The organism is Enterococcus sp. M-BR2 (assembly GCF_056612775.1).
This window is the reverse complement of sequence record NZ_CM152743.1, coordinates 1,821,894-1,845,341: the sequence shown is the minus strand read 5'-3', so window position 1 is coordinate 1,845,341 and position 23,448 is coordinate 1,821,894. Positions and strand designations below refer to the sequence as shown.

Annotated in this window: 17 protein-coding genes; 13 read left to right on the top strand and 4 right to left on the bottom strand. The window is 38.6% G+C overall.

Annotated features, from left to right (window positions below):
* Positions 1-70: 70 nt before the first annotated feature.
* Entirely contained in the window at positions 71-661 is a 591-nt protein-coding gene (locus AC1F25_RS08925) for a YitT family protein (protein ID WP_002310826.1), read from the bottom strand.
* A 178-nt stretch (positions 662-839) separates the two neighbouring features.
* On the opposite strand from AC1F25_RS08925, the gene AC1F25_RS08920 reads away from it, so the two are divergent.
* The 8 genes from AC1F25_RS08920 to AC1F25_RS08885 all read left to right on the top strand — a co-directional run bounded on the left by AC1F25_RS08920 (position 840) and on the right by AC1F25_RS08885 (position 11,140).
* Positions 840-2,486, top strand: a complete 1,647-nt coding sequence (locus tag AC1F25_RS08920; RefSeq protein ID WP_479994058.1) for a putative polysaccharide biosynthesis protein — start codon at positions 840-842, stop codon at positions 2,484-2,486.
* Positions 2,487-2,534: 48 nt separating this feature from the next.
* Complete coding sequence (locus tag AC1F25_RS08915) at positions 2,535-3,254, top strand: pseudouridine synthase (protein WP_002320519.1); 720 nt, start codon at positions 2,535-2,537, stop codon at positions 3,252-3,254.
* Positions 3,255-3,732: 478 nt separating this feature from the next.
* Positions 3,733-4,680, top strand: a complete 948-nt coding sequence (locus AC1F25_RS08910; protein ID WP_002310829.1) for an ABC transporter permease — start codon at positions 3,733-3,735, stop codon at positions 4,678-4,680.
* A gap of 11 nt (positions 4,681-4,691) precedes the next feature.
* Positions 4,692-5,612 carry a carbohydrate ABC transporter permease gene (locus tag AC1F25_RS08905; protein ID WP_002310830.1) on the top strand — a complete coding sequence of 307 codons (921 nt, stop codon included), beginning with the start codon at positions 4,692-4,694 and terminating at the stop codon, positions 5,610-5,612.
* Positions 5,613-5,646: 34 nt separating this feature from the next.
* The gene (locus AC1F25_RS08900; protein ID WP_002320518.1) at positions 5,647-7,107 is read left to right on the top strand and encodes an ABC transporter substrate-binding protein; all 1,461 of its coding nucleotides are present in this window, start codon (positions 5,647-5,649) and stop codon (positions 7,105-7,107) included.
* Positions 7,108-7,360: 253 nt separating this feature from the next.
* Positions 7,361-7,975 (top strand): YesL family protein, encoded by a 615-nt coding sequence (locus tag AC1F25_RS08895; RefSeq protein WP_104869367.1) that lies wholly within the window; start codon positions 7,361-7,363, stop codon positions 7,973-7,975.
* Complete coding sequence (locus AC1F25_RS08890) at positions 7,968-9,692, top strand: sensor histidine kinase (RefSeq protein ID WP_002314458.1); 1,725 nt, start codon at positions 7,968-7,970, stop codon at positions 9,690-9,692. The genes AC1F25_RS08895 and AC1F25_RS08890 overlap by 8 nt, the downstream gene beginning before the upstream one ends.
* A gap of 2 nt (positions 9,693-9,694) precedes the next feature.
* Positions 9,695-11,140, top strand: a complete 1,446-nt coding sequence (locus AC1F25_RS08885; RefSeq protein ID WP_479994057.1) for a response regulator — start codon at positions 9,695-9,697, stop codon at positions 11,138-11,140.
* A 140-nt stretch (positions 11,141-11,280) separates the two neighbouring features.
* On the opposite strand, the gene AC1F25_RS08880 is transcribed toward AC1F25_RS08885, so the two are convergent.
* Positions 11,281-13,434, bottom strand: a complete 2,154-nt coding sequence (locus AC1F25_RS08880) for a GH92 family glycosyl hydrolase (protein WP_479994056.1) — start codon at positions 13,432-13,434, stop codon at positions 11,281-11,283.
* Between the two features lies 1 nt (position 13,435).
* Positions 13,436-14,482 carry a GntR family transcriptional regulator gene (locus tag AC1F25_RS08875; RefSeq protein ID WP_002310837.1) on the bottom strand — a complete coding sequence of 349 codons (1,047 nt, stop codon included), beginning with the start codon at positions 14,480-14,482 and terminating at the stop codon, positions 13,436-13,438.
* 149 nt (positions 14,483-14,631) lie between these two features.
* On the opposite strand from AC1F25_RS08875, the gene AC1F25_RS08870 reads away from it, so the two are divergent.
* The 3 genes from AC1F25_RS08870 to AC1F25_RS08860 are packed head-to-tail and all read left to right on the top strand — an operon-like array spanning position 14,632 to position 19,479.
* Positions 14,632-15,921, top strand: a complete 1,290-nt coding sequence (locus AC1F25_RS08870; RefSeq protein WP_479994055.1) for a glycoside hydrolase family 125 protein — start codon at positions 14,632-14,634, stop codon at positions 15,919-15,921.
* Positions 15,922-15,933: 12 nt separating this feature from the next.
* Positions 15,934-18,621 (top strand): alpha-mannosidase, encoded by a 2,688-nt coding sequence (locus AC1F25_RS08865; RefSeq protein ID WP_479994054.1) that lies wholly within the window; start codon positions 15,934-15,936, stop codon positions 18,619-18,621.
* A complete protein-coding gene (locus AC1F25_RS08860) occupies positions 18,622-19,479 on the top strand; it encodes an ROK family protein (RefSeq protein ID WP_002310840.1) in 858 nt (285 codons plus the stop codon).
* A 66-nt stretch (positions 19,480-19,545) separates the two neighbouring features.
* Here AC1F25_RS08860 and AC1F25_RS08855 read toward each other — a convergent pair whose 3' ends face one another.
* Positions 19,546-20,403 carry an RluA family pseudouridine synthase gene (locus AC1F25_RS08855; protein WP_002310841.1) on the bottom strand — a complete coding sequence of 286 codons (858 nt, stop codon included), beginning with the start codon at positions 20,401-20,403 and terminating at the stop codon, positions 19,546-19,548.
* 210 nt (positions 20,404-20,613) lie between these two features.
* On the opposite strand from AC1F25_RS08855, the gene AC1F25_RS08850 reads away from it, so the two are divergent.
* A complete protein-coding gene (locus tag AC1F25_RS08850) occupies positions 20,614-22,785 on the top strand; it encodes a PBP1A family penicillin-binding protein (protein WP_002310843.1) in 2,172 nt (723 codons plus the stop codon).
* A gap of 67 nt (positions 22,786-22,852) precedes the next feature.
* Complete coding sequence (locus tag AC1F25_RS08845) at positions 22,853-23,194, top strand: YlbF/YmcA family competence regulator (RefSeq protein WP_002285994.1); 342 nt, start codon at positions 22,853-22,855, stop codon at positions 23,192-23,194.
* Positions 23,195-23,448 lie beyond the last annotated feature (254 nt).

Genomic DNA, 23,448 nt, shown 5'->3' with positions numbered 1-23,448 from the left:
CAATTTCTTGATTTATTATAGCACACTCTTTTCAATATATCGTTTGATTCCGCTATGACAAAATCCAGCTTTATTCAAATTTTCTTGACACAGGGGACAAGCGGATGAGTATTTTCATAAACAATGAACTGACTGTAATAGATAGGAGAACGAACAGTGTCTCTAACCATCCAAATACATAATAATTCAAAAAGACGATAAGGCTATTCGTAAGTAACAGTCCTTGCGGCATTGGAAGCCGAAAAAATTTGTGGAAAATAATCGGCGGTATCGTTATCCCGCCATTTGAGGCTCCAACGGTGTACAATGTGTAAACCCCAAGACTGAACAAAAGACTTCCTGAAATCAGTGAAAAGAAATGTGAGGAGAGCATTTCCACTTTTGGAACAATCTCTAAAACAACAGGAAAAAGCAGACTTCCCGCTACAGTTTTAAAAAATACTGATTTTCCTAATAGAACAGCGGCTAGAAGCAGCATCATAAGGTTGATGATCCAAACAGTAACTGAGCGCTGGATAGAAAAGGCCGTTTCAACTAAATGTCCGATTGCGCCCACTCCGGCGGAAGCTATATCATGAGGGAGCAAGAACCAATTCAATCCAACTGTGATAAAGAAAAGACCTAAAAATATAACGGGTAGTTTTTTTATTTCTTGTGTCATTGATATCTCCTATAAATGTTAGCCATAAAAGGCTGTATATTTCTTTACTTTACCAAAAAAACGAAACCGAATTCAAAAAAACAATCGTTCTTATAAAAGTTATATAAAATCGATTGCCAGTTTCTGTTTTACCAATTAAAATGATAGTAATGTTTTGTAGAAAGTTGGAATCTGACCGATGGATAATCAAAGAAAACCAGCATTAGATCAATTATCACCGCAAGAAAAAATGGCACGAGGCTCTGCCTGGATGACCGCCAGTAATATCATTTCAAGGTTGCTAGGAGCTGTCTATATCATTCCTTGGTATGCTTGGATGGGCGAAAATGCTAAGGCTGCCAATGGATTATTCAATATGGGGTACAATATATATGCATTGTTTCTACTGATCTCTACAGCAGGAATACCCGCGGCGATCGCAAAACAAACCGCGCGATATAATTCGTTGAATGAATATGGCACTTCACGACGATTATTCATCCGGGCATTACAGATGATGGGCGGGTTAGGTCTGTTGTTCGCTTTGTTCATGTACATCGCCTCTCCTTGGCTAGCTCATGCTTCTGGTGGCGGAGAAGAACTGATTCCAACGATGCGCTCTTTGAGTATCGCTGTATTGGTTTTTCCTTGTATGAGTGTGATACGAGGGTATTTTCAAGGAAATCAAGAGATGATGCCTTATGCGCTGTCGCAGATCGTTGAACAAATGGCACGTATTTTTTATATGCTATTGGCTACATTCATCATCATGAAAGTCATGAATGGCGATTATGTGACAGCGGTCACGCAATCAACTTTCGCGGCATTTATCGGTATGCTAGCAAGTATCCTTGTCCTTTTGTATTTTTTGAAGAAACATCAAGCGTATACATCTGCATTTATCCACTACAGCGAAAACAAAGTAAATATTGCAACGAAGGAATTGTTGTTAGATACCATTAAAGAAGCAATACCGTTTATTATCGTTGGTTCAGGGGTAACAATCTTCAAATTAGTCGATCAATTCACTTTTATGAGGATCATGTCCGCATCCACTGAATATTCCAACGCACAGTTGTTAGATCTTTTTTCGATTTTCAGTGCCAATCCAGATAAGTTGACGATGGTAGTTATCGCATTGGCAACATCGATTGCGTCTACCGGGTTACCGTTGATTACAGAAGCTGTTACGTTGAAAGATCGAGTAGGGCTGGCAAAATTGACGAGCGGAAATTTACAACTGTTTTCATTTTTTATGTTTCCAGCGACATTCGGTGTCATGTTACTCGCCTATCCGCTAAACACATTATTTTATACACCAGATTCTCTAGGAAGCAATGTACTGATCCAAGCAAGTTTTGTAGGACTCTTCTTAGGGTTATATATGCTAGTTTCCAACATGCTGCAAGGAATGTTTGAAAACAGGGCAGCAATCAGTTATTTGGTTGTTGGGTTTCTGGTGAAACTACTTCTTCAATATCCAGCCATCCGTTTATTTGAAGTGTATGGCCCTTTATTAGCGACAATGCTCGGGTTTGCTGTGTCTTGTACCTTAATCTTAAAGAGGATCCATGAAGTAGCCCGCTTTAAACCAAGTTTTGTCTGGCGTAGGACATTACTGATCTTTATTCTTACCTTGATTATGCTTTTTGCTTCGTGGATCACAAAGATGATTTTTGGGACTTTCTTAAATGAAGATAGCAAATTCCAGTCTCTATTATTGATTCTTGCAGTAGCAGGTATAGGGGCATTGGTGTACGGTTATTTAGCTTTGAAAATCCGTTTGGCAGAAAGACTACTAGGACCAGGAATAGCGCGTTTACGACACAAATTAAAAATAAAATAAGTGAATGGGAAGAGCAGAATCAATGCTCTTTTGAAATGGGGGAAACGCATGCGTTTAGATAAATTTTTAGCAGATATGGGACTTGGTAGCCGCAAAGAAGTCAAAGGATTGATCAAAAAAGGAACGATTGAAGTCAATGGGCAAGTGGTCAAAAGCGATAAAACGCAAGTAAACGAGTTTGAAGATACGGTTACTTATTTAGGAGAAATCATTGCGTATCAAAAAGATTTTTATTATATTTTGCATAAACCTGCAGGAGTCATTTCTGCTACTCAGGATAATCATGACCAAACCGTAATCGATTTGTTGAAAGATCAAGATTATCGGGAAGATCTTTTTCCAGTTGGCCGATTGGATAAAGACACGGAAGGCCTCCTGATTTTAACGAATGATGGGATATTTGCTCATCAGTTATTATCACCAAAAAAACACGTGGAGAAAGAATATTTAGCTGAGGTTAGCGGTATAATGACAGAAGAAGATATCCGTTTATTTGCAGAAGGATTAATTATTGATGGCGATGAGCAGACATTGCCGGCAAAACTCCAAATTGATCAAGTAGATCAAGAGTCAGAAACTTCAATTATCCGACTGATTTTGCATGAAGGGAAGTTTCACCAAGTCAAGCGAATGGTCAAAGCAGTAGGAAAAGAAGTCTTATATTTAAAAAGAATCCGTATGGGGAATTTTTGGCTGCCTAAAGATTTGAATAAAGGGCAGTATCGCCCCATGACCAAAGAAGAGCTAGAACAAGTGAGAGAAAAATAAGTGAATGGACAGTTAAAAGAATAAGTAGCGTAGTTGTAGCGCCATCTGAAAAGCAGACTTATCCGTCTGACTTTTGGATGGCCTTTTTGTGAAATTTCGACTTATTTCCGTAGAAGCTACTTCTGGAACATTGTTTGTTCAGAATAAGGGACTGTGACAAGACTTTTGTCACAGTTCCCATTGCTCCTTGTGACTCGGAGTTAGATAGTAAGGTCACGATCTCCCTAATATTCAGGACAAAACGCTGATTTCACAACCTCTGATAAACGGTGTGCAATCAGCTGACCCTCGGTATTAGCTCAAAAAACGGCAAAATATGAGAAACTATTTTTCCGTTCTTTTCTCTAATACTCAGGACAAAACGCTGATTTCACAACCTCTCCTATACTTTGTTTCATTTTCCCTATACTTTGTTTATTTATTCTCATTATTGAAAGCGCTATAATGACGTTGCGAATGAATCGAAAGGGGTTTTTAGATGAAAAAACGAAAGGGGTTCAATCATTTTTTTATGAATCTATGGCGTTATAAAGCACTTGTCCTGATGGCTGTACCGGGTATGCTTTGGATGATTTTTTTCTTTTACATACCTGTAATGGCGAATGTCGTAGCATTCAAAAATTTTCATATTTCAGCAGATGGGTTCCTGGCTAGCCTGAGGGAAAGTCCTTGGGTGGGTTGGGAAAATTTCAAATTTTTATTTTCTTCGGACCAAGCATTTCTCATCACTAAAAATACAATTTTATATAATGTGACATTTATCCTTTTAAATCTGCTCATTTCAGTCGTATTTGCAATCATTATGAGCGAGTTGAGAAATAAACGACTTGTTAAAGTTTATCAAACGATGTCCTTGCTCCCTTATTTTCTATCTTGGGTCATTATCAGTTACTTCGTTTACGCCTTTTTAAGTCCCGACAAAGGAATATTCAACCAGTGGATTACTGGACACGGAGGAGAAGCTGTCAATTGGTATAATGAACCGAAATATTGGCCATTTATCTTAGTGTTCATCGGTACATGGAAAGGGATTGGTTATAACAGCATCATTTACTTTGCATCTGTTATGGGAATCGATCCGACTTATTATGAAGCTGCTATGGTTGATGGAGCTAGCAAATGGCAGCAAATCAAACATGTGACGATACCACAACTGATTCCATTGATGACGATTTTAACGATTTTAGCCGTAGGAAACATTTTTCGAGCTGATTTTGGCCTGTTTTATAACATTCCTAGGAATTCCGGTGCATTGTACGATGTGACTCAAGTTTTGGATACGTATATCTACAATGGGCTGACATCCACAGGAGATTTTGGTATGACGGCTGCTGCAGGACTTTATCAATCAGTTGTTGGTTTTGTCTTATTGATGATCACAAATACGGTCGCCCGTCGTTTTGATAGCGATTCTGCATTATTCTAAGGAGGAAAAAAATGAAAAAAAAGAAAGTGGAGAGAGTCCAAGTCCGTTCTTTCAATAAGACGACCAATTTTTTCTCTAATATAATGATTGCACTCTTTGCTATTTCCTGTATTTTGCCATTTATATTTGTTATTGCCATCTCTGTTACCGATGAGTCCGTATTGTCGACGCACGGGTACAGTTTTTGGCCAGAAAAATTCAGTCTATTTGGTTATACGTATTTGTTCGACCAGATGCAGGATAAAATTTTCCAAGCGCTTTATGTTACTATGCTTGTCACTGTTTTAGGTACACTGATCAATAGCACGGCTACTTCTTTATATGCTTATGCGATTTCGCGGTCAAATTTTCCATTCCGTCGTTTTTTTACCGTTTTTTGTTTGATTACGATGTTGTTCTCACCCGGTATGGTAGCTAATTATCTTGTTATGACAAATCTTCTCCAGTTAAAAGATACGATTTGGGCATTGATCTTGCCAATGGCTGTCAGCCCCTTCAATATTATTGTGATGCGCACATTCTTTAAACGTTCGGTCTCTGATTCGATTATTGAATCGGCGCGGATCGACGGAGCTAGCGAACTTCGAATATTCGTTCAAATCGTTTTACCGTTAGCTGTTCCTGGTATCGCAACAATCAGCTTATTTGCCGCATTGGGTTACTGGAATGACTGGTTCAATGCTTTACTATACATTCAAGATGATAAGCTAGTTCCACTACAGTATCTTTTGATGAAAATCCAAAGTAATATTCAATATCTGACGCAAAATTCAGGAGCAGGAAGCCAATTGACAGGTGGGCTAGCTTCAGTTCCAGGAGAATCCGCCAGAATGGCGATCGTAGTTATCTCTACGTTGCCTATTGCGATCAGCTATCCATTTTTCCAGAAACATTTTGTCAAAGGTCTAACGATCGGTGGAGTAAAAGAATAAAAAAATATAAATCATAAAATTAGGAGGAAGAAAAATGAAGTTATGGAAGAAACTAGCCTTTACAGGTGTTTCAGCATTATTGGTAGGTACATTAGCGGCATGCGGAGGTTCTGGTTCTAAAGAGCAAGCAGAAGCTAGTGATTCGGACACTTTGCAGATGTATCAAATCGGTGATAAACCGGATAATTTCGATCAATTGATGGAAGTGGCAAACAAACGAATCGAAAAAGAGATCGGTGCAAAAGTCAATATCAATTACATTGGTTGGGGCGATTACGAAAAGAAAATGAACGTCATCATTTCTTCCGGAGAAAATTACGATATCGCCTTTGCGAACAACTATGTTTCCAATGCTCAAAAAGGAGCCTTTGCTGATTTGACTGAATTAGCGCCTAAGTACGCTGAAAAAGCGTATAATGATTTAGATGAAGCTTATATCAAGGGAAATTTGGTGAATGGGAAATTATATGCCTTTCCAGTAAATGGAAATGTCTTTGCTCAACAAGTACTTACTTTTAACAAAGCTTTACTAGATAAATATGATCTTTCAATTGATGGAATCCAATCTTACGCTGATGCAGAAAAAGTTTTGAAGGAATTCCATGAAAAAGAACCAAACACGGCCGCTTTTGCCATTGGACAAGGATTCAAAGTCCAAGGAAACTTTGACTATCCTTTAGGGAACACTTTACCATTTGCTATTGATCTGGATGGAGATGATTCAAAAATCATCAATCAATACGACAATGAAACGTATATCGGCCTGTTGCGTACGATGCATAGCTGGTACAAACAAGGACTCATTCCAAGTGACGCTGCAACGAGCAATAAGGACTATCCACTAGAAGGAAATACTTGGCTGATGCGTGGAGAAACACAAGGACCCTATGATTATGGCGATACGATTTTGACAAATGCAGCAAAACAAGAACTAGTTTCAAAAGCAATTACTGTTCCATTGAAATCTACAGCTCAAGCACAAATGGCAAATTTTGTCGTATCCAATACTTCAAAAAATAAAGAAAAATCAGTAGAACTTCTAGGGCTGCTTAACAGTGATCCAGAATTATTGAATGGACTTGTTTGGGGAATCGAAGGAGAAGCATGGGAAAAAGTCGATGGTTCAGAGGATAAAATCAAATTGCTAGATGGTTATCAGCCAAACACACATATGTCTGCTTGGAATACAGGAAACAACAAGATTCTATATACACAAGAGTCCATTACGGATGACATGATTGCCAAACGCGACCAATCGATTGCTGAAGCAGAAACTTCACCGATTTTAGGATTCAGCTTCAACACGGACAGTGTGAAAACAGAATTAAGTAATATTTCAAATGTCATGAACCAGTATTTGGATGGATTGAATACAGGAACTGTTGATCCAGATGAAACATTGCCGAAATTAAAAGAAGCTTTAGATAAAGCTGGTTATGACAAGGTATTGAAAGAAATGCAAAAACAATATGACGAGTTTCGACAAGAACAATAATGAATAAAGACAAAGAGGTTGTGACAAAAACGTGTCGCAACCTCTTGTTCCGAATAAACGGTGTTCAAAACCTTGCATCTGCGGCAATCAGCCCAACCGAACGAAAAACGTAGAGAGCTATTTTTGTTCGGCTATTCTTATTACTTGATGCAGGGCAGCTCTTTTACAACCTTTAATACTCAGGCCATGGTGCTGATTGCCCAACCTTTTTGTATAATGAGAAAGTATAAACTTAATGTTTGGAGGAGAAGATATGTTAGGGAAGGTTTTGGAAGAGTTGTTTATCCGAATCTGGGTCGTTATAAAACTAACCTTATATTTCTGGATATACACGTTTGTCGGCGGAATCATCTTTGGATTAGGTACGGCATGGAAAACAGTCAATGAGTTATTTTATTTATATGGATTCGAGTATAAAGAAATCACGTTAAAAAGAGGCTGGAATATATATAAAAGAAATTTTTTAAGAGGAAATCTGCTATTTGGTTTATTTTTATCTAGTACTACTTTATTGAGCTACAATCTATATCTATCTGTTCAAATCAAAGGACTCATTTTTTTAGCTATTGATTTTATTTTGCTTTTTGCCTTATTTTGTCTATTTGCTACTTATCAATACAGTATGATTTTAGACAGTGAATATACGATCTCTGTTCCTAATCTACTAAAGCTGAGTTTTATTTCGGTTTTTTCCAGCTTTTCGTCTTTTCTAAAAACAATTATTGGTAGCGGTATAATTATAGCTGTGACTTGGCAATTCAAAGGATTGATCTTATTTGGTGTCATTGGTCTTTTGACGGTTTGGAATGGTACGACGACGAAACAGTGGCGTGAAGAGTTAGATAAACAGTTGGAAAGTTATGAATAGGATCCGGATTCTATTTTCAAAAGGAACGTTACTGAATCGGCTGTTGCGGAAATATGCGGTTATCATGATTGGTGTAACGATGACTGCTACTATTATTTTTAGTGTCCATACGTGGAATCAAAACCAAAAGCAGGCAGAAAACATGACAAGTGATGCCGTTCAAAGTACAAGCAGAATGCTGAATGACAAAACAACTTTGAGTAGGATCATTAAAAACCAACTCGTCGGTGATTCCGAAAAAATCGAAAATGTCACTACCTACTTAACAAAACCCATAGATCAGTATTTGATGTATGTATATGAGCAGCAAAACAGTACCGACGAATTAGTTTCTTTCCCAAATCAAATCAAAGATCTTTATATAAATTATGAAGAACTAAGTGCGGTATATATCGTACTGAATCAGCTACCGGAGTATTATGAATCCTCTAGAGAAAACAAAGGCGGAGAAGTAAAAGCAGGAACGCCAAAATTACTAGACGCCTTTTATATCAAGTTGCCTATCACACAAGGAGGAGCTGAGTCAGGCAGTATTTTTATCGGTTTCCAAAAGAAAGAGCTAGATACGATTTTAGAGAATCTAACGTCATTCAATGGACTCTCTTTATACATGATTTCTGGCACGACAAATCGCTTGTATACGTTCCATGATAATAAAATAGCTAAAGAAACGTTTGGAAGACAAGAAACGATTATCTCAGAGAGTCTTCAGAAAAATTCACAATTGCCAATTGCTAATCTGAGAAAAAATAATTTTATCCAACATCAAGAACTGTCGGATGATTACCGAATATTAGCTGTATTAGATAAAAAAAGCGTAAAAATCGAAACGGGGAAAAACCTTGCCCCGCTGATTGTAGGTATCATTGTTTTAGACAGTATATTGCTTATCTTTCTTTATAAAACATTCAAACGATATTCACAGCAAATATCCATCGTCATGCAGGCAATGGAGCAAACAGCAGCAGGGAATTTAGAAACCCGGATTGATACAACAAAAACGGAATATGAACTAAAGGAACTTTCCATCGGTATCAACGAAATGTTGGATAGCATCAATCAATTTGTCGAAGACATCTACAAACTAGAAATCAAACAGCAAGATGCACATATGCGGGCGCTTCAAGCACAGATCAATCCGCATTTTTTATACAATACATTAGAATATATCCGAATGTATGCAATCAGCGAAGGAAGCGAAGAATTAGCAGATGTTGTATATGCTTTTTCTGCCTTGCTCCGAAACAACACAAATCAAGAGAAGACGATCACTTTGAAAGAAGAACTGGACTTTTGCGAAAAATATGTCTATTTATATCAAATGCGTTATCCTAATCGAGTGGCCTATCATTTTATGATCGATCCTGATTTGGAAAAGATCGAAGTACCTAAATTTGTGATTCAACCATTAGTTGAAAATTATTTTAAACATGGTATTGATTTTACTCGATTTGATAATGCCCTAAGTGTCAAAGTCTTACAGGAAGACAAGCGGGTAAGAATCATCGTCAAAGATAATGGAAGAGGGATGACTGAAAAACGGCTAAAACAGGTGGAAGAAAAACTGTCTCATCCCAAAGTGGAACTTCACGAATCAATCGGTCTGCAAAACGTGAATGAACGTTTACGTGCCAACTTCGGCAGCAGTTATTACATGTCGCTTGAGAATAATGAGACAGGTGGACTGACTGTTTCTATTACATTCAAGGAGGGGTGAACATGTACCAGGTGTTATTGGTAGATGATGAATACATGATTTTGAATGGGTTAAAAAAGATAATTGATTGGAAAAGTTTAGGGTTCCAAATAGTAGCAACAGCGGAGAATGCCAAAGAAGGACTATCTGTCCTTGAGCAACAGCGGATTGATCTAGTGGTAACGGATGTGACGATGCCAGAAATAAACGGACTGGAATTTATTGAAGCGGCTCAAAAAGAACATCATAATTTTGAATTTATGATTTTGTCCGGGTACCAAGAATTTGATTATTTGAAAGAAGGCATGCAATTAGGCGCAGTGAATTATTTGATGAAACCCGTGAATAAGTTCGAATTGATTGAAAGCCTCAAGAAAATCAAAACACGGTTAGACCAGCAAAATGAACAAAAAAATCAGCAAGAAATCTATCAGGAACTATTATTCAGTCAATGGTTGAATGAAGAGTTAGATGAAGCAAGTGAAGAAGAAATAATAGGACAAATCAGTGAGAAACAGCATAGAATAGTATTGATCCAATTATCAAGAATTCATGATCCTCTTATCAATACATGGTTGAAAGAACACCAGCAAATCTTTTATTATCAAAGAAATTATGGAGACCGTATATTGATTACGCTGTTGTTGGAGGCAGATGAAGTTGATGGATTTTGCTGTTTTGTCCAAGAAAACATCCCTGATCAGGAATGGCTGATCAGTATCGGGGAAGAGACAGATTCATTGGACAAGATCCCTGAAACATTTCAACAAGCGAAAGACAATCTACAATTACATCAATTTTATGGAGATAAAGACGAGCATGTTTTTTACGCAATACAAGCAACAATAAAAGAGCAAACCATCGATTTTTCAAGTTTCAGACGTGTGTTGCAAAATAAACGATTAGATGATGCCCAAAAAATGATCACTGATTTTTTCGAGCAATTTCAGTTAGCAGCCATGATGCCGGAAGACATCCGGCACTCCAGCTTTTTACTGTTTATGGAGATTCAACGGGAATTGATTGATCTAGAAGATGAGGAATATTTACAAGGAATCGAAAAAATTCATCAGGCAAAAACGGTGCAAGAACTCCATCAGCTTCTTCTGTCGTTCGTCCAAAAGCACCAGAGACAGAAAAAATACAGTGGCAATGTAGAAAAAGTAATCGAAATCCTGCATCAGCATTATCAAGAACCACTTACACTCAAAGAAGTGTCAGAAAGTTTGCATTTAAATGTCATGTATTTAGGGCAGTTGTTCAAAAAAGAAACGAAAAAAAGTTTTTCAGCTTATTTGAACCATTTGCGTATGGAAAAAGCAAAGCAGCTGCTTTTGCACAGTAATCAAAACGTCAATGAAATAGCAAGTGAGATTGGCTACAACAATACCACGTATTTCTCTAAATTATTCAAGAAGATTGTCGGCAGATCCCCTAAGGAGTATCGGGAAAAAAGAGGAGAATCCTAAAAAAAGAAGCGTATGGAATGAATCAATGTTCAAAAGTTTGCATCTGCGGTAATAAGCCCAACCAAACGAAAATAGGAGGAGCTATTTTTGTTTGGCTGTTCTTATTACTTGATGCAGGACAGCTTTTTCACAACCTTTTGTTAGTTATCGTTTGATAAAGAAAAAGGCAAATCTTTTGATCGATACTTCTTAGGATGAGGGACGATACCTAATTGGTAAGAAATCTTGCCGCCTTTCAGCAAATCTTGATGGGTAAAATATAATTTCGTATATTCTTTGTCCATCCGATTGATTTTATGGATAAATTGCTGTTGCGGCCGATTAGGAGTGGCTTCAATCGTCAATTCCTTTCCATTTGACAAAAGCACAACAGCCTTGTCCATTAAAGGCATACCGATAACATATTCACCGGTTCCTGGTGTGACAGGATAGAATCCCAGACTATTGAAGATATACCAAGCAGCCATACTTCCGTTGTCCTCATCTCCAGGGTAACCCGTTGAAGAATCGTTGAAAGTTTGAGTCATCAATTGTTTAAGCAATGGCTGTGCCATTTCGGGTTGTCCAATATAGCTGAACAAGTATGGGTAATGAAAACTTGGCTGATTGGAGATAGCTAACTGCCCAAATTCTATCGCAGCCATCTCGCTCATTTCATGAATCTCAAAACCATATCCTCCTGTTTCAAATGTCGGAGATTGATTGCACAAATCAATGAGTTTTTCTTTGAATCTCTCACTGCCGCCATATTTTTCGATCAACCCTGCAAAATCATGATAAACAGCAAAGCTGCTTTGCCAAGCACTGCCTTCTGCATAATCTTGTCCCCAACGATGAGCAGAAAATGGTTCTCTGAATTTGCCATTTTTATCTTTGGAACGCATCCATCCTGTCTCATAGTCAAAAATATTTTGATAGTTCAATGATCGTTGCTGATATTTTTTCACCGTTTCGTCCTCTGCTAGTACTTTGGCAACTTGACTAATACAAAAGTCGCTGTAAGCATAGTCTAGCGTATGATTGACCGATTCATGGTAGTGATTAGGAACATAGCCGTATGTCAAGTAATCCTCTGTCCCTTGTCGTCCATAATTTGGATGATTACTTTGAACTGTAGCGCCTTTCTTTATTGCTGTTAGAAATTCCTGCATCAAGTCTGGCCGAATATCTTTTACAGCAGCATCTGCAATGACTGCATCAATTAATGTCCCAGGCATTAGTCCACGTTCGTCAGGAGACAGCCATTTTGGCAAATAGCCACTTTCTCTATAGCTGTTCAAAAAACCTTCCAGCATTTCTTCGTACTTTTCTACAGCAATCAAAGAATAAAGAGGATAAACCGTTTTATACGTATCCCAAAACCCATTATTTGTATAGAGAACACCAGGTTTCACAGATCGACTAGTCGTATCATAGTGGATTTTTTGCCCACTAGGATCCATTTCATAAAATGTCTGCGGAAATAAAAACACTCGATAGAAGTTATGATAAAACGTCCGCAATTGTTGTTGATCATGGTGTGTGAGCTGTATACGATCAAAATAGGATTGCCATTGTTTCTGGCTGTTAGCAAGGTAAGTCTCTTTGCTTTGGTTTTGTTCTAGTTCCAGGTTATAAGCTGCTTGTTCCGAGCTGATAAAAGATGTCCCGAATCGGATGATTTGTTTTTTTGTCTGTTCAAAATACAACGGGATCGAATCGCTATTTTTGTTGGAAACAGCTAACTCATCAATTGTTAAAGGATATTCAAATCTCAATATAAAATAAAAAGAAAAATCAGGATCTTCTGAACCAGCAAAATGTGTGATTTTTCCTTCCACTGTGTAAGGATCTATAACAAAGAGCTGATGACGTCCCGGAAAGGATAAAAGTAAACCGCTATCATTTCTGCTGTAATCAATAGATAAGATTCCGCCATACATACTGGGTATCAATGTAGAGCGGATGCCATAACGCAATTGACGGATCGACAGATGAGTCGGACAAAATATACTTTCTTCTGGGCGGTAAGAACTTTGAGCATGAAAAAGGGTATTTTCCTGTAATTTACCATTGATTGGCGTGAGCAGCATATGACTAAAATCGCCCATCCAAGGACTTGGTTGGTGGGTAAGTCGATAACCTTGAAAAACACGATCCTCAGGATGAAACCACCAGCTGCCGTTTTGATCGGTCGTTTGCGGTGCAAAATAATTCATCCCAAAAGGAACGCCAGTGTAAGGCTGGCAGTTCCCGTTAGAGAAATTTGGCTGATTAGCTGTGCCATGTCTAGTATCTATTTGACCGATATTCATTTTATTTCTCCTTTGTTGATTGTCTTTTGATAAATGAAACTGGAAATTTGCTGTCGGAAGGACGTTCGTTTGTCTCTAACCAAGTGATCAAAGCCTCTCCAGCAAGCTTGCCTAACTGTTCAAAATCTTGTGCAATGGTTGTCAGCGGTGGATCAACAAGAGCGGCTGCTTGGATATCATCAAATCCGATGATTGAAAAATCTTCAGGAACATGATAATCATGCTGTCTCAAGAAATTCATCGTCTGGATAGCAACAACATCGTTTTCGCAAACAAAAGCGGTCACTTCATACTTAGTGATATAAGAAAGCAATTCATCGAATGTCGCGCTTTTGTCATCCAGCGAAGTGTGGAAAGCCAAACCAGCTTTGTCTAATGCTTCAAGGTAACCAAGGTAACGCTGACGTACGGATTGTGGATGAGTCTGTGCACCAAATAAATAAGCGATTTTTGAATGTCCCTGTTCGATCAAATGAGAAGTAGCGAGCACACCACCTTGGAAGTTGTCGGAAAGCACGGTAGGAAAAGGCAATTCATAGATTTTTTTATCCAATATGATAACAGGGAATTCCTTTAATGAAAGCTCAAAAAGCAAGTCAAGATGCTGTTCTGTATCAAAGGCATAATAAATCAATCCATCAAATTCATGGATGAGTTCTTTTGCCGTTTTATTTTGTAAAAAATCATGTGTCGTCATCATGACATCCATCTGTTTATCCTGCATCACAGGATTCAATCCCTTGGTAAAATCACCAACAGACAAATCAGCGACATATGGAAGAAGAAACAGAATCCGCCGTGTTTTTGTAGGTGAAGGAAGCATCTGCTCCGGAGAAGCTGATTTAACAAAACTGCCTTTCCCACGAACGCGATAAATCAGCCCTAATTGCTCTAATTCAGTCAATGCACGTTTTGAAGTGATTCTGCTTACTTTATAAGTATGGGAAAGTTCCTTTTCAGTTGGTAGTTGGCTATCTACAGGTAATTCACCAGTTAAAATAGCCATTTGCAAATCATTAAATATTGTCTGGTACAATGGTTGATTCATATAAACACCTCTTAATGATATATCATATTTAAATAATACCATAATAGATGAAAAAGTAAATAAAAATTTATTTTTTTGAAAGCGTAGACATAAAATGACACAAGAGGTATAATCTTTAAAGATATATCAAATGAAAAGAGGAAATTTATATGGTTTATAAAGATATACCAAAGTCAGTGCGAAAATTTATGAATGATATCACACAAAAATGCGGGAAAAACCATGCGGACTGGGCAACGAATTTTACAGCAGCATTTGCCAACACATTATTGACAACAGTCAAAAAGCAAAATGACGGTACTACTTTTTTATTGACAGGAGACATTCCTGCAATGTGGTTGCGAGATTCTACTGCACAAGTTCGTCCTTATTTAGTGATTGCAAAAGAAGATGAGGAACTAGCTGACATGATTAGTGGGTTGGTCAAAAAGCAATTTTTTTATATCAACATCGATCCATATGCGAATGCCTTCAATGAAGAAGCGAACGGTGCGGGACACCAAACAGATCACACAAAAATGAACGATTGGATCTGGGAAAGAAAATATGAAATTGATTCTTTATGCTACCCGATACAGTTGGCCTATCTTCTTTATAAAAATACAGGAAAAACGGACCAATTCAACCCAACTTTTATTGAAGGGATCAAAAAAATCTTAGGCGTGTTCGAAACAGAGCAGGATCATGAACACTCTCCTTATACATTTATACGAGATACGACAAGAAAAGAAGATACGCTGATCAATGACGGACGAGGAGCCAAAACAACTTTTACAGGTATGACATGGTCTGGGTTCCGTCCTAGCGATGATGCTTGCCGTTACGGATATCTGGTACCATCCAATATGTTTGCGGTGGTCGTGTTAGGTTATGTGGAAGAAATTTTCCAAACGATACTCGATGATAAAGAAATTGTACAGAAAGCACAAATATTGAAGAAAGAGATTCAAGAAGGTATCCAAAATCACGGACGGACGGTTAATCAAAAAGGGCAAACGATTTATGCATACGAAGTAGATGGAATGGGGCACGCGACGGTCATGGATGACAGCAATGTGCCCAATTTGATCGCGGCACCTTATTTGGGTTACTGTTCGGAAAAAGAGGAAGATTATCTTCAAACAAGAAGAACATTGTTGAGTAAAGAGAATCCATATTTTTATGAAGGAAAGTACGCAAAAGGAATTGGTTCTTCCCATACGCCAAAAGAGTATGTTTGGCCAATTGCACTAGCTATGGAAGGAATGACAACACCAGATAAATCTGAAAAAGAACGGCTATTGAATTTGCTTGTAGCAACTGCTGCAGGAACACATCTTATGCACGAAGGATTTGATGTGAACAATCCTGAAAATTATACAAGAGAATGGTTTTCTTGGGCAAACATGATGTTTTGCGAATTAGTCATGGATTACTTTGATATTCGAGTAGAAAAATAGGAGGTACTGTAAATGAAAAAGAAAGTATATATCATTTCTCATAGTCACTGGGATCGTGAATGGTATATGGCTTACGAACAGCATCACATGCGGTTGATTGAATTGATAGACGATTTATTAGAGCTATTTGAAGTTGATCCGTCCTTCAACAGTTTTCATTTGGATGGGCAAACGATTATTTTAGATGACTATCTTCAAGTAAGACCAGAAAAAAGACAGGCGCTCCAACAAGCAATCAATGAAGGAAAATTGAGAATCGGACCATTTTATATCTTGCAAGATGATTTTCTGATCAGTTCGGAATCAAACGTGAGAAATATGCTGATTGGCATGGAAGAAAGCCGTAAATGGGGAACCCCCGTCATGTTAGGTTATTTTCCTGATACATTTGGAAATATGGGACAGACGCCTCAATTAATGAAACAAGCTGGTATTTCAGCAGCGGCGTTTGGCCGTGGGGTAAAACCAATTGGCTTTGACAATCAAGTTCTGGAAGCAGAAAACTATTCTTCTCAATACTCAGAGATGTGGTGGAAAGGACCTGATCAAACAGAAATTTTTGGTCTGTTATTTGCCAATTGGTATAGCAATGGGAACGAGATTCCCGTAGAAAAAGAAGCTGCTCGTGTCTTTTGGAAGCAGAAATTAGCAGATGCAGAACAATATGCATCTACTGATCATCTATTAATGATGAATGGTGTTGATCATCAACCAGTACAAAAAGATATATCAAAAGCAATTCATCTCGCAAATGAGCTGTTTCCAGATTACGAGTTCATCCATTCTAATTTTACTGACTATCTGGAAGCAGTTCGACAAGAGTTGCCAGAAGACTTAGGTTCAGTAGAAGGAGAATTGACAAGTCAAGAAACGGATGGCTGGTATACTTTAGCCAATACAGCATCTGCTCGCGTTTATTTGAAACAATGGAATACCAAGGTCCAACGGCAGCTAGAAAACATCACAGAACCACTTGCGACGATGGCTTACGAAGTTACAGGGATTTATCCCCACGATCAATTAGATTATGCTTGGAAGACATTAATGCAAAATCATCCTCATGACAGTATTTGCGGTTGTTCAGTCGATTCTGTCCATCGGGAAATGATTCCTCGTTTTGAAAAAGCAGATGAAGTCGGAAAGTATCTTGCACAAGATTCTTTAGAACAACTGGCCACAGCAATCGATACAACTGGATTTCCAAAAGACAGCTTTCCATTTGTCGTTGTAAATACTGCAGGAATGGATAAAACTGGCGAAGCAGAAATAACCATCGAATTAGAAAGAAAAAGATTCGCTGAGGGAATACCGGAACATCTGTATCAAGAGTTAGAACAGTTGCCTAGACGGAAGTATCATGTAGAAACAAAAAGCGGGGCCACTATACCAGCTATTTTATCTGAAGAAACTGTACAATTTGGTTATGATTTGCCGAAAGATCGTTTCCGTGTGCCATATATGGCAAAGACAATCAAGGTAACTTTACCAATAAAAAACATGCCAGCGTTTTCTTGGGAAACATTCGCGCTTGTAGAAGGGGAAGCGAAAGCAGAAGAAAAGGAAACAATGATCCGTCAGAGTGGACGAATCGTCGAAAACGCCCACCTACGTTTGACGATTGAAAAAAACGGTGCCATTACAATGGAAGATCGTAAAAACAAACGAAAATGGAATAACCTGCATATTTTTGAAGATATCGGTGATATAGGAAACGAGTATATCTTTAAGCAACCTGTCTATGATCAACCAATCCTATCCAGTAATCAAGAGGACTCTGAAGTAAAAGTATTAGTAGATACACCAGAAATAGCAAAAATAAGTATTCTACAGGAAATGGAGATCCCAGTTTCTGCAGACGAGCGTTTAGAGAAAGAACAACGGATGGTTGTAGAATTTCGTTATCGAAAAGCAGAACGATCTAAAGAAAAACGGATCCTTCAAATAGAAACGATCATGACAGTCAGAAAAGATAGTAAAAAAATCGACTTTGAAACGACTCTTGACAATCAAATGAAAGATCATCGATTGCGTGTCTTGTTTCCTACAAAGTTACATGTGGAACATCACGAAGCAGATAGTATTTTTGAAGTAGTAAAGCGCCCAAACCATGTATCTAGGAGCTGGGAAAATCCCACGAATCCGCAACATCAGCAAGCATTTGTCAATATTCATGATGAACAGAACGGTGTAACAGTTGGTAACTTTGGTTTGAATGAATACGAAGTAACAGCAGATGGACAAATCGCGGTGACGCTACTTCGCTGTGTGGGAGAACTAGGAGATTGGGGGTATTTTCCAACACCAGAAGCACAGTGTTTAGGTAAGCATCAGTTCAATTACAGCGTTGAACTACATGGACCAGAAGAAACATTCTCTACTTATTTGCATGCATACGCGGCACAGATTCCTTTTTCCACTCAACAAATCAAACATCATGAAGGAACATTGGTATCAAAACAACAATATTTAACGATAAAAAGTGAAACGTTTGCAATTACAGCTTTGAAACGGAGTAAGTTTAGTGATAAAGTAGTAGTGAGAGGTTTCAATATGTCTAGTCATTTAGAAAAATTAGAAATAACTAAAGACAATCGAAAAACGGTCATATTGAATCTGCTTGAAGAACCAACGCAGCAATCGGTTGTCCCGATAATCCAACCTTATGAAATTCGGACAATCGGATTCGAGGAGGAAAACTAAATGTATGGCGGAATAGAAGCAGGCGGAACAAAATTTGTGTGTGCGGTTTCAGAAGATGGAGAGATTTTGGAAAAAACAAGTATTCCTACCACAACACCAGAAGAAACATTGGATCAAGTATTTGAATTTTTTGATCGTTATGAACTGAATGGAATCGGGATTGGCTCATTCGGCCCGATTGGTATCGACCAAACAAAAGATAATTACGGATACGTTTTGGCAACTCCCAAAAAAGGATGGGCACAATTTGATTTTCTCGGCACAATCAGGAAACGCTACAATGTTCCTGTTGCTTGGACGACGGATGTCAATGCGGCTGCATACGGGGAGCTGAAGCAAGGGGCGGCACAAGGAAAAAATAGTTGTATTTACCTTACCGTGGGAACAGGAATCGGTGCAGGCGTTGTGATCAATGAGGAAATTTTTTCAGGAATCGCACATCCTGAAATGGGACATATTTGGGTAAAACGCCATCCAGATGATCAATATGAAGGCACTTGTCCTTATCATAAAGACTGTTTAGAAGGATTAGCAGCAGGTCCGTCTATTGAGGCACGTATAGGAATCAAAGGGCAAGATCTGCCACAAGATCATCCGATTTGGGATATTCAAGCTTTCTATATTGCTCAAGCACTGATCAACTATACGTTGACGTTAGCACCTGAAAAGATTATTTTAGGCGGCGGGGTAATGAATCAGGATCATCTCCTTCAAAAAATTCGTCAGCAATTTGTTGAATTGATGGGTGGCTACATGGAAACACCTCAAGTAAGTGAATATATCGTTCGTTGGGGACTGCCGAATGAAAGTGGGATTATCGGTAGTTTGCTGTTAGCAGAACACGAACATCAAAAGTAAGCAGACAAGTTACACAAAAAGAACGTAGTCTTATCAGCAGATAATGATAGGACTACGTTCTTCTTTCTATTTCCACAATCCGGGTAAAGCTTTACCAACTATTTTTTCTTGAGTAAATGGATGAATCATGTGCAGTTCTAATGCATGGAGCATCAGCCGTTCAGCTGGTCTATTTTGGTAAAGAGGGTCTCCGACGATTGGATGCCCTATATGAGCTAAGTGAACTCTGATCTGGTGCGTACGACCGGTTTCCAAAACACAATACACTTGTGTTTTTCCAGAAAGTACTTTGTCGACAGTGACATGTGTCAAGGCGTTCTGACCATTTTTATCATCTACGACCCGTTTTCTCCGATCATGGCGATCGCGTCCGATTTTATTGGTAATAGTCCTATCTTTGGCGATTTTCCCCCATACGATGGCTTGATATCTCCGATAGATCATTTTTTGTTCCAACATTCTTCCAAGTATCGGCAAGACAAATGGGTTTTTTGCAAATAAAACAGCGCCGCTTGTTTCTTTGTCCAAACGGTGGACAACATAAGGTCGTTGTTTTTTCGTATCGAGATAAGCAGCTAAGTGATTGAGCAAGGTACTGTTTTCTGTTGGTTCGTTTGGATGAGTCTTCATTCCTGCAGGCTTATCCACTATAATCAAATGTTCATCTTCATATAAAACACGGATGTGCTTCGCATCTCCTAATTGGACTTCTTGATAATTATAATCTGTTTCTTCGAATAACAATGTGATCTGGTCATTGCCTTTTACTTCATGATGGAACAAAGCAGGTTGTTGATTGATCCAAACGTTTTTACGTATACGCAAAAAGTGCCGAACCTTTCTAGGAACTAACCATTCCTTTTCAAGCAAGTCGCGAATCGTTGTTTCAGGGTGGTTCATAGGTAAAGTAATCGTGATTTTCACAAGTGTACTCCTTTCGGTAAAATTGCAGACTAATTGTACCATTTTTAAAACATATTTAAGAAAAAACTTACATTTTTCTGTTCATTCTTATGTTACTCTACTTGCACTAGCGAAAAAAAACAAATCGAACTACAACTTAAGCAGGAAGAAAACACTCTTTCATTATGGTAAAATAAGACGATTGAATTGAATAGACAGGAGAAGAAGCGAATGGATTTTCAAAGCATTTTAGGAAAGATAAAAGCTGCTTTGATCAGTTTTTGGCGATGGATCAGACCATATCTCGGACAATTCCATCGATGGCGAAAGCGCATTTGGAAAAAATATCATGTGAACAAATTGATTTTGCTGATTGGTTTGATCTGTGTCTTAGTGACAAGTATCTACCTTTTTATTTTAGCCAAACAAGCAAATGTCGAAACGTTAAAATCTGGATTAAGCCAATCGACAGTCATTTATGACAAGAAAAATGAAGAAGCTGGCACACTGTACGCCCAAAAAGGGACATACGTAGAATTAAACGCGATTTCTCCCTATATCCAAGATGCGGTGATCTCGACAGAAGATAGGAATTTTTACGAACATCACGGATTTGATATCAAAGGAATCGCCCGTGCGGCTGTTCGGATGGTTTTGTCTGGCGGAACATCAGGGGGCGGAGGAAGTACGATCACTCAGCAGCTTGCCAAAAATGCTTATCTGACATTAGATCAAACATTTGATCGAAAAGCGAAGGAATTATTTTTGGCAATCGAGATCGAAAAGAAGTACAGCAAAGAAGAAATCTTGACCATGTATCTTAACAATGCCTATTTTGGCAACGGGGTATGGGGTGTCCAAGACGCTTCCAGAAAGTATTTTGGAGTAGATGCAACGAATGTTACGCTATCTGAGGCTGCTACTTTGGCAGGAATGCTGAAAGGTCCTGGTATTTATAATCCGATTGATCACCCAGCAAATGCGAATGATCGGAAAAACACAGTATTAAGCGTAATGGAAGAAAACGGAAAAATCACAAAAGAACAAGAACAAGCAGAAAGCCAGACAGACATCAGTGCTTATCTTCATGACACATACGACAATTCAGATTCTGGTTATCGTTATCCTTATTATTTTGATGCAGTGATCGATGAAGCAGTTAACGAGTATGGTCTTGATGAAGAAGATGTCATGAATAAAGGCTATAAAATCTATACAGCTTTAGATCAGGATTACCAAAAGCAATTAGAAGCTACTTATCAAAATAATGCATTATTCCCAGCAAATGCTTCAGATGGTGCCATGGTCCAATCTGCTTCAGTAGCTTTAGATCCGAATACAGGCGGTGTACAAGCATTAGTAGGACGAAGAGGAGATCATGTCTTTAGAGGATTCAGCTTTGCTACACAGATGCGCCGTTCTCCAGGATCAACGATCAAACCATTAAGCGTGTATACACCAGCGTTGGAAGCTGGCTACAAGCCTTCTAGTGTCTTGAAAGATGAACCGCAAAGTTATTACGATGCGCATAATTTTGACGGGACATACCAAGGAGAAGTACCGATGTATCAGGCTGTTGCACAAAGTTTGAACTTGCCTGCTGTATGGCTTTTGCATGAGATCGGTTTACAAAAAGGATATGATAAAGCAGAAGAATTCGGCCTGCCTTTAGCAAAATCTGATAAGTATTATGGCTTAGCTCTTGGCGGATTAGAAAAAGGAGTATCTCCAATGATCATGGCGGGTGCTTACAGTGCATTTGCCAATGAAGGTCAGATGTATACGCCGCATCTCATCACGAAAATCGTTGATTCAACTGGAGCGGTGATCATCGATAATACAAACAAAAAGCCAAAACAGGTCATATCAAAGGAAACAGCCGATGAAATGACTAGCATGCTTCTTGGTACATTCTCAAATGGGACAGCAGCTGCTGCGAATCCTGCAGGTTATACGATAGCAGGGAAAACAGGAACCACAGAAACTAATTTCGATGCCACGAAAGCAAATGACCAATGGATGATTGGGTATACGCCAGACGTAGTGATTTCGACATGGATGGGGTATGAAGAATCCAGCAAGTTGCATTATTTGGAAGGGACAAGTGGAAATGTTGTCGGGAAAGTCTTCAAATCAGCGGCAGAAGGTATCCTTCCTTATACTTCCAAAACAGGATTTAGTGTAGCGGATGCCTATGCCACAGGAGGGCAAGTGGTAGCAGCAGATCAAGTTGGAAACACAGGTAATTCTAATGGAGAGTCTGGAAATTGGCAAGATAACTTGAATCAATACGGTGAACAAGCAAAAGAAGGATTGAAGAATTTCGGCGATATGGTGAAAGAAGGCGTTCAGGGAATTGGTGAAGCGGCTAAAGACCTCTGGCGGAAATATCAAGGAGAGTAGACCCTTTGAAAACGAATAACCCCATGTTACAATAGAGAGTAACTACTAAAAGAAAAGAGGGCATAACATGTCAAACATCTACGATAGCGCAAATCAGATCGAACGTGAGATCCGTGAATTACCAGAATTCAAAGCGTTGAAAGAAGCGTACGAGAAAGTACAAGCAAACGAAGAAGCACACAAGCTATTCAAAGACTTCCAAGCGATGCAAATCGAATTACAAGAAAAACAAATGAGCGGACAAGAATTCAGCGACGAAGATGCAATGAAAGCACAAGAAATGGCTGTGAAAATTCAATCAGAAGAAGTAATCAATGATTTAATGCAAAAAGAACAAGGGTTCAGTACGATCATTAATGACTTGAACCGGATTATCATGACGCCAGTTCGCGACCTTTACAGCGAATAGAATTATTTTATGAAACAACAGAGGTTGTGAAAGAGCTGTTCAGCCTTGAGCGATGACAAAATTGCTTCTTATTGCCGATAGACTGTCGCTTGAACACCATTTACCAAGAGGTCGTGAGCCTACCGTTTAACTCTGAGTTACAAGGAACAATTTCAAAAAAAGCTTCTCATGTTTGATGACTATTGTGATTTGTGACCGAGGAGTTGGCAGGAGAACACCGTTTATTTAGAAATAGGAGAGACGACAAAACTCTT